Here is a 14494-nt window from a genome sequence, read left to right as displayed (position 1 = left end):
AAACCAGTAGCTATACCTAGATCTACTTTGTATGTGGCCGGAGTAACCGGTTTAGTTCTCTGACAGTTCCTGCCTGGACTCTACCTCTCTTTTGATGTTCTCGAGTCCTTTTTCGAAGTCCTCTCCTACCGTGCTGTTCACCAGTAATCCCGAAAACTTGTTGATGGTGCCGTCCCCCATATATTTATCCAGGTATAGGGTCAGCTTTGTGCCTTCCTGTGTTTCCTCCAGGGTAAAGGTCCCACGGGCAATGTCACTGTTTTCCATCTCCAGGTTCGTGACAAGGCGCTTGTTTTGCTCTGCTTTCAGGATCGTGACTTTTCCGGTTTTCACATCGGATTGCTGGCTCGTCCAGCTGTATTTAGCGCCTTCACCTTGGGTAGGCCCGGCATAGGTCAGCTTCGTTTTAGGATCATTCTGATGCCAGGGCACCCACTTGGACCAGTTACGGAGCTCGTGAATCTGTTCGTAGGTAGCCTCAGCCGGCGCATTGATCACTATATCGCGTTGAATATGGATGCGCGAAGGCAGGCATACAGATATAATTACCAGGATAACGATGAGCGTTACCACACCAATACCAAAAGAAGTTAATAGGTTCATGTAGAGCTACTAGGACTATGATTAAAGATTTATCAATAAAAGACTGCTAAGTATAATGTTTAAACAAACAAAAGGATCGAAAAAAACCACAGCTGACGCTGTGGCCTTTCTCAGATGGAAATTCAATACTAATGTATAGGCCTGTATACGCTGTTTTTCAGAAAAGTATACACCGGCTTACCGCTTATACCCTCCTATATAGTCCTAATACATATTCCCGGTGTCGCGACGGCCATAGTGGTCGTCCCCAAAGTCCCTGAACTCGTCTTCGTTTCCGTAAGAAGCATCGTGGCGGTAGCCATGATTTCCGCGGCTGTCGAAGTTGCGGTACAGGTCGCCTTCCTCGGGATTATCATAGTTCGGGTTATAGCCGGTGGTATAGCGGTAGCGGGTTCGTTCGAAATTATCCGGATCGGTATGGAGCGGATTTCCCCGGCGTACCTGATCCAGGTCGTTTTCAGTACCGTACGGTAACCCATACTCATCTTGGCGCGGCACACCGGTATAGTTGCTGGTGTCGTACAGGGTGTTGTAATAATCCTCCCGCATGCCCTGGTTGCCGCCCCTGCGGCCAAACTCCTCGCTTTGCCGGGCACGATAGTGCTGGCCCGGACCTCTGTTCTCGTTTCTCCAGCCACGGCTATACCCTTCCAATCGTCTTTCCTGATCGTGCGGATGCTCCTGCCTGTACTGCTGGCTGAAATCTCCATAGTTCTGCTCTCTGTTATCTCTCATGGTTTTAGTTTGTAAAGAATAAAACAGCAGGAGCCTTCGCTCCTGCCGCTGTAAATAAATTCAGGATTGCTGTATCAATGGCGGTTATGACGGTCTTCGTAGCGGTCATGTCGCCGGTCACTACCCTGCTTCCAGCGGTCCAGGTTGCTGTAGCTGCTGTCTTCGCCAAAGTGGTCTCTGCCTTCGGTGTGATTTCGGCCGGCAAATCCGCCGCTGTAGTCGTTGTCATACATGCGGTTGCCTTTCTCGTAGCGCCGGTACGACTCGTAGTCGCCTATGGAGGCGTGGCCCATGTAGGCATTCTGGTCTTTGTCACCCCGGCTTACAGCATGCCCGAAACGCTCGTCTGCCAGGCCATACCTTTCGCGGGAGCGGCCCTGGCGGCGCAGGTCATCATAGTCTCTGTTGCTGTAGTCGGCACGGGCGTCGTAGTGGCGGTCGGAGTTATAGCCATCATCCGGCGTATAGGTCATGCCATAGGGATTATCTTCCTGACCATGGCTCCGGCGGGTATAATCTTCCCCGCTGTACTGCGCGCCTCCTACCTGGTAGCGCCCCTGCGGAAACGAGTAGCCCTGATCGGTGTTGGTATTGAAGGAGCGTGTGTCGTAAAAATCATTTTCCTGCTCCCCATACCCACTGTTGAAGCGTGAGTCTACGGTATAATTTCCGCGATCAGAATTTTCTCCGTGATGATGGCCATGCACCCAGCGTGGCTCCCTATTTCGGTTGTCGCGGTTTTCATCTCTGTTGTTTCTCATAGCTTAAAGATTTAGAATTTACATGCTTACAAATTGTTTTTACGGCGGCACCCTGCCTTTGGGTTAACCCCGGCCAGCTAAACTCCTGCCCGAAATGCCCGTTTATAAAGGTGAAACTAAAACTGATAAAGCTATGGAACCATATAACTGGCACGACCAACCTGGCTTCTGGAATGACCGCCCGGACTACCGGGAGCGGGAGCAGCAGCCCAGGCTGGATGAATCGGCTTACCGGGGGGCTTACCGCCTCGACACAGACAGCAGGCATCACAACGTAACCACCTACGACGGCTTTCTGACAGACTCCGGTCCGCAGCACGGCGGGGACTTCGTATACCGCCGCAGCCGGAACCTGCAGGACAACGACGGGTACACTGAAAACCAGTACAGGCAAAATTACGGGGACCTCCGGGACCAACAGAACAGCGCCCACCGCCAGCATTGGGTTGAGGAACAACACCATCCGCGCAGCGGCGGCTTCGGAAGTCGCTACGGGGGCTCTGCAGGTATGGAAGACAGCCGATCCGGGTTTGGAGGAGCACCGAGCCGGGAGGATAGCAGAACCCGTTCTGGTAGCAGCGCCGGCAGTAACTTCAACAACGACTACGGTCCTGACCGGTACCGAAGCCGCCCGGGCGAAAACTATGGAAACATGGCCGGCTCGCTCAGCGTTGGCTATGATGGCGACTTCAACGCCGACCAGAATCGCAACCGGCACTATGACCCCTTGAGTGGAGAAATCCGCAACTACCGGGACCAGTATACAATGCGCCACCCGAAGCGCTATGGCCCACCGGACAAAACAGGCTCCAATCCTGATTATGACCGGTATTAAAGCGTATAGCCGGCATCAATCCTTTACAAGTAAATCTTTACATCCATTAAACTAAAAGACGATGAACACAGATAAGAATAAGGACAACCTGAAAAATGAAAATAAAAATAAGACGATGAACGAAGGCGCCAAGGTGCCCAACATTCATCCGACGGCCAAAAGAGAAGCGGATGATAACCTGTCCAGTTCCGGGGAAGAAGACCAGGCAGGTCGCACATCAGGCAATCAGCCCAAAAGCGGTGGCCGTCAGGGTGGCAAAAGTGTCGAAGATGGCGGCCAGGACATGGGCAGCAGCGCCGGTGGCCACTAATCCGACTTCATATCTATCGCTAAAAGGCCAGGCTATACCTGGCCTTTTTATTATTTAAGGCGCTCGGATAACTTTGTATCTACAAAATGGTTCATACCTTAGCTCCCCTGGCCCGTGGCAGGTATAGCGTATGTTCGTATACTAAGTAACAAGAGCCGCTTATCCTGCTACAAGGTAACCGGGGTCGGGCCATTCGATTTCAAGCTGATACACCATGCTACTCTACGCACGCCTACTTCATTTCTTTGCCCTGTTTGCTTTACTGGCTTTTGGCCCCGTTTCGTGCCTGGGCTCCGCTCCCGAAGGCAACTACCAAACCGCCTCCAGGCCGGATCACCAGCTATGGACCAAACTGCTGCAAAAGCATGTTGCTGCCGATGGCGTTGTAAACTACAAAGCTTTTAAAAGCGATCAGAAAGCCCTGCAGGTATACCTGAGCCAACTCAGCAACGGTATACCGGACCCCAAAACCTGGAGCCGCGAGGAGCAACTGGCGTACTGGATCAATGCCTACAATGCCTTTACTGTAAAGCTCATCCTGGACAACTACCCCTTAAAGAGCATAAAAGACCTCAACGGCAAGGTGTCTGTGCCCTTGGTCAACACCATCTGGGACGATAAATTCTTTACTCTTGGCAAGGAGAAGTATTCGCTCAACGACATCGAGCACCGTATACTGCGTAAAGAGTTTGAAGAGCCCCGCATACACTTTGCCATCAACTGTGCATCCAAATCCTGCCCGAAGCTACGCCGGGAAGCGTACACGGCCGGTAAACTGGAGCAACAGCTGGAGGAGCAAACCCGGGGATTCATCAATGACCCCAGCCACAACAGGATCACGCCGGACAATCCGAAAGTTTCTGCTATCTTCGACTGGTTCGGCGGTGATTTTAAAAAGAAGGGCACGCTGACTGACTTCATCAACCGCTATTCCAAGGTCAGGATAAAGCCCGGAGCCAAGATCGGCTACCTGGACTATGACTGGCGTCTGAACGAATAAAAACATGTTGCAGGACCAACAACACTTAGTCATCATCGGGAACGGCATTGCGGGCGTTACGCTGGCCCAGCACGTGCGCCGGCGCAGTGCGTGCCGCATCACGCTTATCTCTGCTGAGTCAGCAGTTCACTTTTCGCGTACCGCCCTCATGTATGTATACATGGGCCACATGCGCTTCCAGGACATTGTGCCTTACGAAGACTGGTACTGGCGCGAACAAAAGCTCGAACTGGTGCATGACTATGTCGAGAAAGTAGACACGGCCAACAAACAACTCACACTTCGTGCAGGCGCTCCTATACCTTATGACAAACTGGTACTGGCCACCGGATCCCGTGTTGCCTGCTACAACTGGCCCGGCCAGCACCTGAAAGGCGTGCAGGGACTGGTGACGCTGCAGGACCTGGAGCTGATGGAACAGAATACCCAGGGTATACAACAGGCGGTGGTAGTAGGCGGTGGCCTGATCGGCATTGAAATGGCCGAAATGCTCAAAAGCCGCCACATAGCTGTCAGCATGCTGGTGCGCGACAAGCTCTACTGGCAGAACATTTTGCCGCAGGAGGAAGCGCAGCTGATCACGGATCACATCCGCTCACATGGTATAGCGCTGCTGCTGGAGGAAGAGCTCGGGGAGATTTTGCCCGATGAAACGGGTGCTGTAAAAGCGGTCAGAACCAAAAGCGGCCAGGAGCTGCCCTGCCAGTTTGTAGGTATAGCCACCGGTGTGAAGCCGAATATAGACTTTCTGCAGGATGCCGGTATAGCGCTTGCCAACGGCGTGCTGGTGAACGAGTATTTCGAGACCAGCCAGCCGGATGTATACGCCCTCAGTGACTGCGCCCAGTTCCGGGCTCCTGCCATCGGCAACCCGCCCCTGGAGCAACTCTGGTACACGGCACGCCTGCACGCCGAAACACTGGCCGCCACGCTGCTGGGCAAACGAACTGCTTATGACCGCGGTCCCTGGTTTAACTCGGCCAAGTTCCTGGATATAGAATACCAGACTTATGGGTCTGTGCCGGCACATCCCGGTGAGCAGCATGCGTCACTCTACTGGCAAAACGCTGAAGGGACAAAAGCGATCCGGATCCTGTACGATACACAAACTACCAAACTGCTCGGTATCAATCTGCTGGGTATCCGCTACCGCCACGACCTGTGCCATCACTGGCTGAAGCAGCAGTATACCCTGCATGCGGTGATGCAGGAGCTGCCGGCCGTTAACTTCGACCCGGAATTTTTCCAGCGCTACGAAAAAGAGCTGCTGCATCAGTACTATACCCGTTTCCCGGAGCAGGCGCCGCCGGTTCATAACAGCAACTGGTGGCAGCTGCGCAAGCGCTTTGGCCTTCTCTCCGACTCTACTACCTGTTAAACCCTGACCTATGCACGTTTCTTCTGTCGCAATTTCCGATACACCCGTACACACAACTCCCGCCAGCACCTTGCTCCGGACAACAGGCCTGCTGCTCATCAGCCTGGGATTGCTGGGTATACTGGTCGCCGCTGTGGGTTCGGATGCCCTTTCGCCTGTACTGACAGGCCTCGGCGGGATAGCTGCCTTTACGGTGGGGAGCCTCCTGTATATATGGGAGAGCCGCCAAAGCAAATCAACGGCGGAGCAGAACAACGGCATCTGGAAACAGGATGCGACCACCCGGGGCGCCTCGGCCTGGGTCATCGGCTTTGTGCTGACGGGCTTTTATGTGCTGCTTTACTGGTTTCCCTATACGCTGGAGGGGCTCATCCAGGCGGTGGAGCCGCTGAGCCAGGGTCTGCGTGGCCGGCCCGCCGACCAGTGGTTCCTCTACGGCACCTTCTATACCCTGGCCGTGCTGATCATGGGCGTTTTTGCCCTGCTCAAGTACCGCAACAACCGCTACCACATCATCCGGACCCTTTCGGTCATGTTCTTTCAGCTGGGATTTGCTTTCCTGCTGCCGGGGCTGCTGCTGTTTCTCAACAAGCCCGAGTTCTATTTCAGTTATTTCTGGCCGCTCAAATACGATTACCTCTTCCCCGGCACGGTAGGTTACCTGGTTGAAGATGGCGCTGCACTGGGGGTGTTCATGGTTTTCTGGGGCGCGGTCGCGTCTTTCCTGGCTACGCCGGTGCTCACTTACTTCTACGGCAAGCGCTGGTACTGCTCCTGGGTATGCGGCTGCGGCGGACTGGCTGAAACGGCCGGAGATCCCTACCGCCACCTGTCCGACAAAAGCCGTGCGGCCTGGCGCTGGGAGGTAGCCATCATCTACCCGATCTTCGGATTCATCATCCTGACCACGCTCCTTCTCTGGATCAACTCCTGGAGCGGTGGTAGTCTATTGGGGAGCTTGTCGGGTGGTTTTGCCAGCACTTACGGCTTCTTTATCGGGGCGATCTTTTCGGGTGTGGTGGGCGTTGGTTTCTACCCGATCATGGGCAACCGGGTCTGGTGCCGCTTTGGCTGTCCGATGGCGGCATACCTGGGTCTGCTGCAGAAGCACTTCTCCCGCTTCCGCATCACGACAAACGGAGGCCAGTGCATCTCCTGCGGCAACTGCTCCACCTACTGCGAAATGGGAATCGATGTGCGCTGGTATGCACAGCAGGGCGAGCCGATCATCCGCTCTTCCTGTGTGGGTTGTGGCATCTGTGCGCACGTTTGCCCACGCGGTGTGCTGAAACTGGAAAATGGCCCCCGCGACGACCGCCATGCTGCCTCTCCCCTTATCCGGCGCGAAGACCTACAGATACTGAACTAATTGTATAACGCACAAAAACCAGCCGCGGGCACTTGTTTAAAACAGGTGCCCGCGGCTGGTTTTGGATATCCCGGAGAGCGTGTGCTATACCGGAATCAGTCTGCTGTTACTGTAATTCTTCCTGCTCCATGTACTCCCACATGGCGTCCTCGTTTGCGCCGGTTTTGGCAGCATAGATCAGCATGGTGGTATACACGCCGATCAACAGAAAACTAAGTGGAATAGAGAATACAAAGGATACTACAAGGGTCTTGACCGGGTCAGGCTTTGACTTCATTTTGGTGGATGCGTACCAAAAAAAACAAATGTTGAAAATGCCGGCAAGTGCAACGAAATTGATGATATCTAACATTGGCTAAAAGTTAAATTTTTTGTGATTTAACCCTTTCGGATGCCGTACATACAATAGCTGTATATTGGCTCCTATTTGATTAAATTACACCCTTGAGTAGTTGATTAGGAATGAATTACTTATGTGTTTTTTCAAACAGCATAATGCAATTTAAGAGGCTTTCTTTTATTTCACAAGCACCTGCTACTAAAAAGTTAAGAAAAAGTTAAGAAAAATTGTCGAATGTGCCTTGATAGCCCAAAAAAGAGCAATCTTTAACTCAAAAATTTTACTTTTCCCCTATGCTGATTCCCTGAGCTGCTGTCCCCAACGCTTTGAATAAATCTTAGTTCTCTACTACTCAATCGATTACCTTAATCTGTTTAAAACCGGTACGTCCATAAAAAAGGGGGAAATACATCAGTTCCGCCTTAGCGGGATTCACGGTATAGGTGCCGTTGAAACGCGGCAGTAGCTTCACGGTATAGCTATACTTTCCCTTGGGTAAGCGGTCTGCAAAGATGGCCACCTTGTGACGGAAGTACTCTCGGTGAGTCTCGTATGCGCCTGTGCCACCTTTCTCATCGTAAGTGCAGCCGGCTGGTATAGGCACCTCAATCATCACAAAATCTGCGTCAGCTTTTACTTCTACCTGAGCCAACAGTTCTACCGGCACGCCTGCTTTCAGGGTGGCATTGGCCCTCATACCTTTGAAAGTTGTGGTCACAATAAACTCTTTTTGTACCGGCTCTGGCTTCTCGTTCCAGAAGGTCTGGTAGGCCGTCAGGTAGAGCGGGAGTTTGCCCTCTTTGCGTACAACCAGCGGCTGGCCAGGTATAAACGTAGTATCGACCGGAAACTTCTCTGCCTGCAGAGACAGCGGACCGGAGAACTGTAGCTTGTTCTTTAACTGGTTTTGCTGCCCCTTTTTCTCACCTAGCAGGTCAGGCAGCAGCGTTTCCAGTATCCGGGCCGACTCGTAGGTGTTGCGCCAACGGCCGCTACGGCGCTCGCTGAGCAGGTAAGCGCGTATCCGGGCCAGGTCCTGTTCATGCCCGCCTGCCATTTTGAGTATACTATAAGCTAGCAATGTATTGGAGATGTTGTTATTAAACAGGCTATACCTGTTCTCGCCCCAGTATGCCCCACCGAGTTTGGTTGTTTTCTTATACTTCTGCAGGGTGTCGAGCGGGGCTTCCAACTTCAATAGCTGGCGCATGCGGGTCAGGCGGAATTGCTCTTCCAGCGACAATCCCTTCCTGCCGGACAGCTCCTGTACGTAGCGGGTATAGTCTACTTTGGCCTGCAGCCTGTGGAGCGTTTCCAGCATCAGCAGCTTATCAGTGAACCGGGCTTGTTCCAGCCGGTATACCATATAATCCTGCAGCTGCTGCTCCTCATACTTCGGCGCGTAGCCTTCTGCTTTGGCAAGCGCCATTGCCTCTACCACATGGTTCGTTATCCAGGTATAGGCGGGACCTTTTTCCCACCAGGTCCAGGCGCCCTCCGGCAGCTGCGTCTTCTCCAGGTGGCGCACCAACCGGCGTACCATACGCTCATGCGCAAAATCTTGCCCCAGTTGCTCCCGTATCCGCTTTTCCAGAAGCAATGCTTTTAGTTTAGAGGCTGCCTGTTCGCTGCACCAGTACTCATATTTATGCAGGAAATCAATCTCCTCCAGCATGACCTGCAACAGGTCGCCTTGTGCATGCAGCTTTACAGGTCCTTTGGCCGGATCGAAATTTAAGGTATAGGTGGTGTCAGAATGCAGGGCGGCAAAATATCCGGTTGTCTCCTCTACGCCTTTTCGGATAACTTTTATATGACGCCGTTCGCCGTCGGCCATACCGTTCGCCTGCTTCAGCCCAAACAGTACTTCGACAGAATCCGGGGCAGTAGCTGGCGCAGTAATGGTCAGGGTATCGGTGAGGGACCGACTAAGCAAAGCCTGCTTTTCCCGGACCTGCTTGCCCTCCACTTCGAAACGCGTGCGGATGTTGGCAGAGTCCGGCAGGTAGTTCAGTGCTTTGCCTATCACCTGTGCCTTGTCGCCTTCCACCAGGAAACGCGGCACGGCCAGCGTGGCCATCATCGCCTTGAAAGATTTGATGCTGGTACTGTACATGCCGCTGCGTTTTTTGCCATCCATCCCCAGCACATAGGTATTCCAGCTGGTAATATCGCCCGGAAAAGTAACCGGGAAAGTGGCTTTCCCGCTGCGGTCCGTCACCAGGCGCGGTTGCCAGAAAGCGTAATCCGAGAAATTATCGCGTATACCACCTTCACCAGCAGGCAGCTCTGCAGTTAGTTGGGCTGGTCCGCCCTTGGTGGTAATGATAAGGACACCGCCTGCCCCTGCGGCTCCATAAAGCGCTGTGGCCTCCTCCCCTTTTAGTATTTTTGTAGAGGCGATCAGACTCGGGTCTATGTCTGACTGCTTGCCACTGTAGGGGGCGCCATCCACTAGAATCAGCGGTGACTGATTTGCCTGAATCGTTGTAATTCCCCTGATTTGTACTCCTGGAGCACGTCCCTCCAATACAATCGCAACAGAAGCCATCTTCATACTCTTCCTTTCCTGCACGCCATAGCCTACTACCACTACTTCCTGCAGTTGCTTCATGTCCTGTTGCATACCAGCATTCACTACCCTTCTTCCCTCTAAGGGCATTTCGATGGTGCTATACCCGATAAAACGGAAGATCAGTACACCATTGGCAGGGACACCCAGTTTGTAGTTTCCGTGCGCATCGGTGGCTGTTCCAATGCGGGTGCCCTTGACCAGTACCTGTACACCCGGCAGCGACTCATTGGTATTTGCATCTACCACCGTGCCTGTGACGATGGTGCCATAATCACTTAGACCCGTGGTATAGTTGTCGTTTTGCATCTGCCGCACGATCTGCTCCTGCGCTACTGTGCCCGCTTCGCGTTGAATCGCCTTGATGCGTCTTTCCAGTAGTGTCTGCATCCCTTGGCTCTGCTTATCGACTGGCTTCAAAACTGTTGGTTGCAGGTATAGCTGTACCTGTCCGTTTGGCTGGATGAAGACTTCCCGGGTGATGTAGCTACTGTCGGGGAACAACAGGGAGAACTGGTAGTTGCCAGCCGCTATACCTGAGATCAGGGTACTGCTCCCGTTGTAAAAGAAAACAGAATCCGGGCGTCCGGTTTTGTGCAGCAGCGCGATGGCAGGCATCTGCTGGAAGGTCGAGTCCAGGCGCCAGCCCAGGCGGCCTTTAAGCAAGCTGTCCTTTACCCGTGGGTTGTTTCCGAATACTTTCCGTACCCAGAACTGCCGCTGCTGCGCTTCCCATTCCTCCTGCAGTCGCCGCTCTGTCAGTGCTTCGGCCTGTAGCGGTAATGGCTTACGCTCCTTTTTATCCCAGAAGGGCAACAGCGGCGGCCTGTCCGGAACTAGCTTGCGCTCGCGCATTTTCAGGAGCTCCCGCTCAAAGGTATAGGTATACCCCGACTCCATCAGAAAATTAGTGCTGAAGCTGTTGTGCCGCACAAACTGCACATAGTGCGGAGAAAAAGGCCCGACCAGCACTCCCCTGTCAGAGGTATAGGAGTTACCATAATTTCTCCCGTTGCCGCCCGGAAGCTGCAGGACCCGCCGGCCTTGCTTCAGGTAGGCCAGGTCCGTGTCGAAGTTTTGTTCTACCTGCAGCAGGTAGTTATTCAGGTTGTTCCATTCGTGAGCAGGCAGGTATTTCTTATTTGTCGCGGCCACATAAGGCGCAGGCTTTGTGATGTCAACGCTCAGGACCAACCGGTGATAAGGCCGGAAGTAAACGCTGTCCAGCGTGATCAGCTGGTCGGTGGTGCGGAGTGTAAGGGTATGGTAACCGCTGTCGGCTGCAAAGGAATAGGCCGGCAACACATCGGTTCCGGAGAAATATACCGGCACCTTGTCCAGGTATACCACATGCACCGGCACGACCCGTCCGGAGTCAACCACAAAAGGAGAAAATTGCGTCAGGCTGTCGCGGGAGAGGCTGTACTCGGTGAACAAGCCGGTTTTAGGGTATAAGAAATTGTAATAGGCGATGCTGTCGAGGCCCATACGGCGACTCCACTTTTCCCAGGTCATCAGCAGGCTACCTGCTTTGGCATCCTGCTTCAGGCGCAGCTGCTGAAAGGACTTGCGGCCTTTGTACTTGTCCCAGGAAGGAAGCCCCGGCACGCCCTGTGCCTGGAATTTAGAAGTGATCGCATAGGCTGTCAGGTCCGCATCCGGAACCGGTTTGCCCTGAGCATCGCGCACAGTAACCGTCAGGTCGGTCTGCTGCCCGGGGTACACCACCTGGGGTGCCGCTACTTCCATGTTCAAGGTATATTTGCGGTGTGGTGCGGCTTTTTCATCCGTCCTGATGTCGCCTCCCCATACATAACGCACTGCCACAAAGAAAGGGTCCTCGTTCCGCGCAGCGCGCACATACCGGAAGCTGCTCTCCTGCCCTTTCCCCTGCTCCACCAGCTTATCGCCCCGGTATATGAAGTACCAGTACGGCAGCTTGCGCGGGTTACTGAGCACTACGAACAAAGTATCATGGGTGCGGTCGGTATAGGATTGGAATTGAGCCTCTTCGCTGCTGAGTTCGAGGGTAGTTTCTAACTGCGGCGCCTGCAACCGGTAGCGGCGGACATACGGGTTGAATGGGATCTGAAACGGCAGTTTTACCTTTTGCTCCAGTACTTTATTTCCTTTGGCATCAAAGGCTGACAGTTGCGCCTCCTGGGACATAGCCTTTTCGCCCTCCGTGTAGCGGGCCAGCAGGCTATCCCCGGCCAGTAAGAGCTGCAGGTGACCGGGTGTATAGGTATAGCTGGCCGTGCTGGTATGGGTACTGCGTTCGTTGCTGCTGTTCAGAAAATCGGCCTTGACCAGGTAGATCACGGATGCTTTCGGGAAGGCGGTTGCAGGTATAGCAATGGACGTTTCGCCGGCGGCATCCAGTGGCTGGCTGTGCTTCCAGAGCGTGTCGGGTACAAACACCTCCTGCTCCCGTGACCCAAGCAATTGCTGCGTCAGGATGGTTACTTCCACACGGGCATCCAGCAGGTTGAGGCCGTTGGCATCGGTGCCCCGCACATGCAGCCGGTTCTCCACGCCAGCCCGGTGCTGCTCCTGCTCCAGGCGCAGGCTATACCTGTTTTCCTTCAGTTCATAGTCCTCATAGCGGAAGCTGTGCCGCACCAGCTCCTGCTGATGGCCCTTTTTCCTTTCCAGAAACAGGCTGTACTCTGCGTCCAGTTTCAGGTTGATGCTGTCGTGCAGTATAAACCAGCCTTCGTAGGCCCCTTTGCGGTACGGGCGCATTTCCGCCAGTTTTTTGCGCTTTGTCTGGTAATTGTATACAACCAGTTGCGCCTCCTCCTGCACGGCTCTGCCATTAGCATTGACAACATAGGCCTTATACCTGACGGTGTCGCCTGGCTGGTAAAGTGGCTTGTTGGTGACTAGGTAGCCTTTGTACTTACTCTCCTTTTCGCGGCGGTAATCTAAGCTGAAAACAGCAAAAACCCAGCGCACCCAGCCCTGCGGCTCCTGCCACCTGATCGAGCGGTATAAGGCACTGACTGGCCTCCAGGCATAGCGGATGGGCGGTGTATGGAGGATCCGCAGCCACCACGCCGGCTTATAAACAGGCATTTCAGCTGCGGCCAGTTCTTCATAAAAGGTATAGCCCCGATGTGTGACGCTGATGACACCTTTCTTAGGACTTTTGGAGAGCCGGTAGGTTTTGGTTTTGCTATCAAATGGGATGCGCTTCTTCCCTACCAGTACCTGAGCATCCGGCACGACCTGCCCCAGGCTGTCGTGCACCAGCAGGGCGAGTTCCGGCTGCAGGTGCAGCAACTGGGCCTGCAGCCGGCTTTTCGTTTCCAGCCAGTACACAATGTCTGGCCCCTCGGCATGCATGTACAAATAGTGGCCCTGCGGAAGCGGTGTGCTATACGCTTTGCCTATAGCAAAGGAATCAACAGCTGTATGAAAGAAAGCGGAAGTAACTGCTTTCGGCCCTTTCTGATAAATTTTCAGGGCTTCCCCATCCGTTATCCGGTAGATGTAGGTATAAGGGCTCCGAAGATGACTATCGGCCAGGCGCCCCTGGGAAAGAGCAGGCACCGATAACAGCAGCAAAAGGACAGGCAGCAGGAAAGTTTTCAGCATAGCATCGGGAATTCCCTATCAATATACTAAAAATAAAATATTTGCTGACAGCTTTCATGTTGGCCTGCTGCCCTAAAATAAACTGCTCCATAACACGCAAAAACCTGCATTACTTCGTAATTTTGGCCTTTGCTGGACTTACTTTACCAAACCCGGCCAACATCCTGCACGTTATGCTTGCCTATGGAAACACCGACTGAAGCCCCAAAAGACATACGACAGACGATCATAGCGCGTGCGAGAGAGCTTTTTTTTACCCATGGCTATACCAAAGTGCTCATGTCGGAACTGGCGCGGCAGCTGGGTATGAGTAAGAAAACGCTCTACCTGTATTTTGATGGGAAAGAGGACCTGCTCAATGCCGTGATCAGGGACTACCTGGCAGAAGGGCAACAGGAAATTGAGCGTATCCTCAACGATACCGGGCTGGAGTTTGAAGAAAAAGCCATCCGCTATTTCAGGTATATTGGCAACCGGCTGCTGGTCGTCAACCGGCAACTCATGACCGATATCCGCAAGAATGCGCCCGGCAGCTGGCAACTGCTTTATAATTACAAGGTGGAGGCTGCCTTCAAGCGCTTCCATACCTTGCTGAATGAAGGTATGCGGAAAGGGCATGTGCGGCAGGATATCAACAGGCCGCTGGCTGTGCTCCTGTACTCGAGCGTTTTGGAAACTATTTTCAACCCGGATCATACCCGGCAATTGCCCCAGGAACTGACCGATGCTTTGCCTGATAGCGCTACGACAGTCTTCGACGGGCTGGTGAATATTCTTTTCAAAGGTCTGCTTGCGAAGAAGTGATAGGTTAAGCAGCTCCTGTACCCACAAGGCAACCCGGTAAGCACAGAAAGCCCCTGTTACACCTTCCTGCTATACCTTCCTGTAACACCTGTTCCACGCTGTGCCCCAAAGCGGTGGAGCCTCTTTGCGTAGGCAGGCCATGCAGCAGCCTACCCGAGTACCAAAATCACTGGTTTACAATACCTTT

At 53.4% G+C, this 14494-nt stretch carries 11 protein-coding genes; 6 read left to right on the top strand and 5 right to left on the bottom strand.

The features are described 5' to 3' along the window. Window positions 1-51: 51 nt before the first annotated feature. The 3 genes from OB13_RS04120 to OB13_RS04110 form a co-directional block, all read right to left on the bottom strand. Entirely contained in the window at window positions 52-603 is a 552-nt protein-coding gene (locus OB13_RS04120) for an SRPBCC family protein (protein ID WP_461488880.1), read from the bottom strand. Between the two features lie 204 nt (window positions 604-807). Further along, window positions 808-1338, bottom strand: coding sequence for a hypothetical protein (locus OB13_RS04115; protein WP_461488879.1), 531 nt, complete (start codon window positions 1336-1338; stop codon window positions 808-810). Window positions 1339-1412: 74 nt separating this feature from the next. Further along, entirely contained in the window at window positions 1413-2099 is a 687-nt protein-coding gene (locus OB13_RS04110; protein WP_461488878.1) for a hypothetical protein, read from the bottom strand. 133 nt (window positions 2100-2232) lie between these two features. Between OB13_RS04110 and OB13_RS04105 the strand changes: the two genes are divergently transcribed. From OB13_RS04105 to OB13_RS04085, 5 genes are all read left to right on the top strand, one after another. Beyond that, the gene (locus OB13_RS04105; protein ID WP_461488877.1) at window positions 2233-2934 is read left to right on the top strand and encodes a hypothetical protein; all 702 of its coding nucleotides are present in this window, start codon (window positions 2233-2235) and stop codon (window positions 2932-2934) included. A 61-nt stretch (window positions 2935-2995) separates the two neighbouring features. Then, window positions 2996-3244, top strand: a complete 249-nt coding sequence (locus OB13_RS04100) for a hypothetical protein (protein WP_461488876.1) — start codon at window positions 2996-2998, stop codon at window positions 3242-3244. 214 nt (window positions 3245-3458) lie between these two features. Beyond that, complete coding sequence (locus tag OB13_RS04095; RefSeq protein WP_461488875.1) at window positions 3459-4244, top strand: DUF547 domain-containing protein; 786 nt, start codon at window positions 3459-3461, stop codon at window positions 4242-4244. A 4-nt stretch (window positions 4245-4248) separates the two neighbouring features. Next, entirely contained in the window at window positions 4249-5622 is a 1374-nt protein-coding gene (locus OB13_RS04090) for an NAD(P)/FAD-dependent oxidoreductase (protein ID WP_461488874.1), read from the top strand. A gap of 10 nt (window positions 5623-5632) precedes the next feature. Continuing rightward, window positions 5633-6991, top strand: coding sequence for a 4Fe-4S binding protein (locus OB13_RS04085; protein ID WP_461488873.1), 1359 nt, complete (start codon window positions 5633-5635; stop codon window positions 6989-6991). A 106-nt stretch (window positions 6992-7097) separates the two neighbouring features. Here OB13_RS04085 and OB13_RS04080 read toward each other — a convergent pair whose 3' ends face one another. Together OB13_RS04080 and OB13_RS04075 are read right to left on the bottom strand one after the other, a co-directional pair. Continuing rightward, entirely contained in the window at window positions 7098-7343 is a 246-nt protein-coding gene (locus tag OB13_RS04080) for a hypothetical protein (RefSeq protein ID WP_461488872.1), read from the bottom strand. A 340-nt stretch (window positions 7344-7683) separates the two neighbouring features. Further along, window positions 7684-13503 carry a carboxypeptidase-like regulatory domain-containing protein gene (locus OB13_RS04075; protein WP_461488871.1) on the bottom strand — a complete coding sequence of 1940 codons (5820 nt, stop codon included), beginning with the start codon at window positions 13501-13503 and terminating at the stop codon, window positions 7684-7686. A gap of 183 nt (window positions 13504-13686) precedes the next feature. Here OB13_RS04075 and OB13_RS04070 point away from each other — a divergent pair, with 183 nt between their 5' ends. Beyond that, the gene (locus OB13_RS04070; protein ID WP_461488870.1) at window positions 13687-14307 is read left to right on the top strand and encodes a TetR/AcrR family transcriptional regulator; all 621 of its coding nucleotides are present in this window, start codon (window positions 13687-13689) and stop codon (window positions 14305-14307) included. The last annotated feature ends 187 nt before the right edge of the window (window positions 14308-14494 follow it).

The organism is Pontibacter sp. HJ8 (assembly GCF_054824225.1).
Note: the sequence above shows the minus strand (reverse complement) of the source record. Positions and strands in the feature narration are given on the sequence as shown.

Bases quoted from the DNA above. Each gene is read 5' to 3' on its own strand.
- OB13_RS04120 (WP_461488880.1), bottom strand. From the start codon at position 603: ATGAACCTATTAACTTCTTTTGGTATTGGTGTGGTAACGCTCATCGTT.
- OB13_RS04115 (WP_461488879.1), bottom strand. From the start codon at position 1,338: ATGAGAGATAACAGAGAGCAGAACTATGGAGATTTCAGCCAGCAGTAC.
- OB13_RS04110 (WP_461488878.1), bottom strand. From the start codon at position 2,099: ATGAGAAACAACAGAGATGAAAACCGCGACAACCGAAATAGGGAGCCA.
- OB13_RS04105 (WP_461488877.1), top strand. From the start codon at position 2,233: ATGGAACCATATAACTGGCACGACCAACCTGGCTTCTGGAATGACCGC.
- OB13_RS04100 (WP_461488876.1), top strand. From the start codon at position 2,996: ATGAACACAGATAAGAATAAGGACAACCTGAAAAATGAAAATAAAAAT.
- OB13_RS04095 (WP_461488875.1), top strand. From the start codon at position 3,459: ATGCTACTCTACGCACGCCTACTTCATTTCTTTGCCCTGTTTGCTTTA.
- OB13_RS04090 (WP_461488874.1), top strand. From the start codon at position 4,249: ATGTTGCAGGACCAACAACACTTAGTCATCATCGGGAACGGCATTGCG.
- OB13_RS04085 (WP_461488873.1), top strand. From the start codon at position 5,633: ATGCACGTTTCTTCTGTCGCAATTTCCGATACACCCGTACACACAACT.
- OB13_RS04080 (WP_461488872.1), bottom strand. From the start codon at position 7,343: ATGTTAGATATCATCAATTTCGTTGCACTTGCCGGCATTTTCAACATT.
- OB13_RS04075 (WP_461488871.1), bottom strand. From the start codon at position 13,503: ATGCTGAAAACTTTCCTGCTGCCTGTCCTTTTGCTGCTGTTATCGGTG.
- OB13_RS04070 (WP_461488870.1), top strand. From the start codon at position 13,687: ATGGAAACACCGACTGAAGCCCCAAAAGACATACGACAGACGATCATA.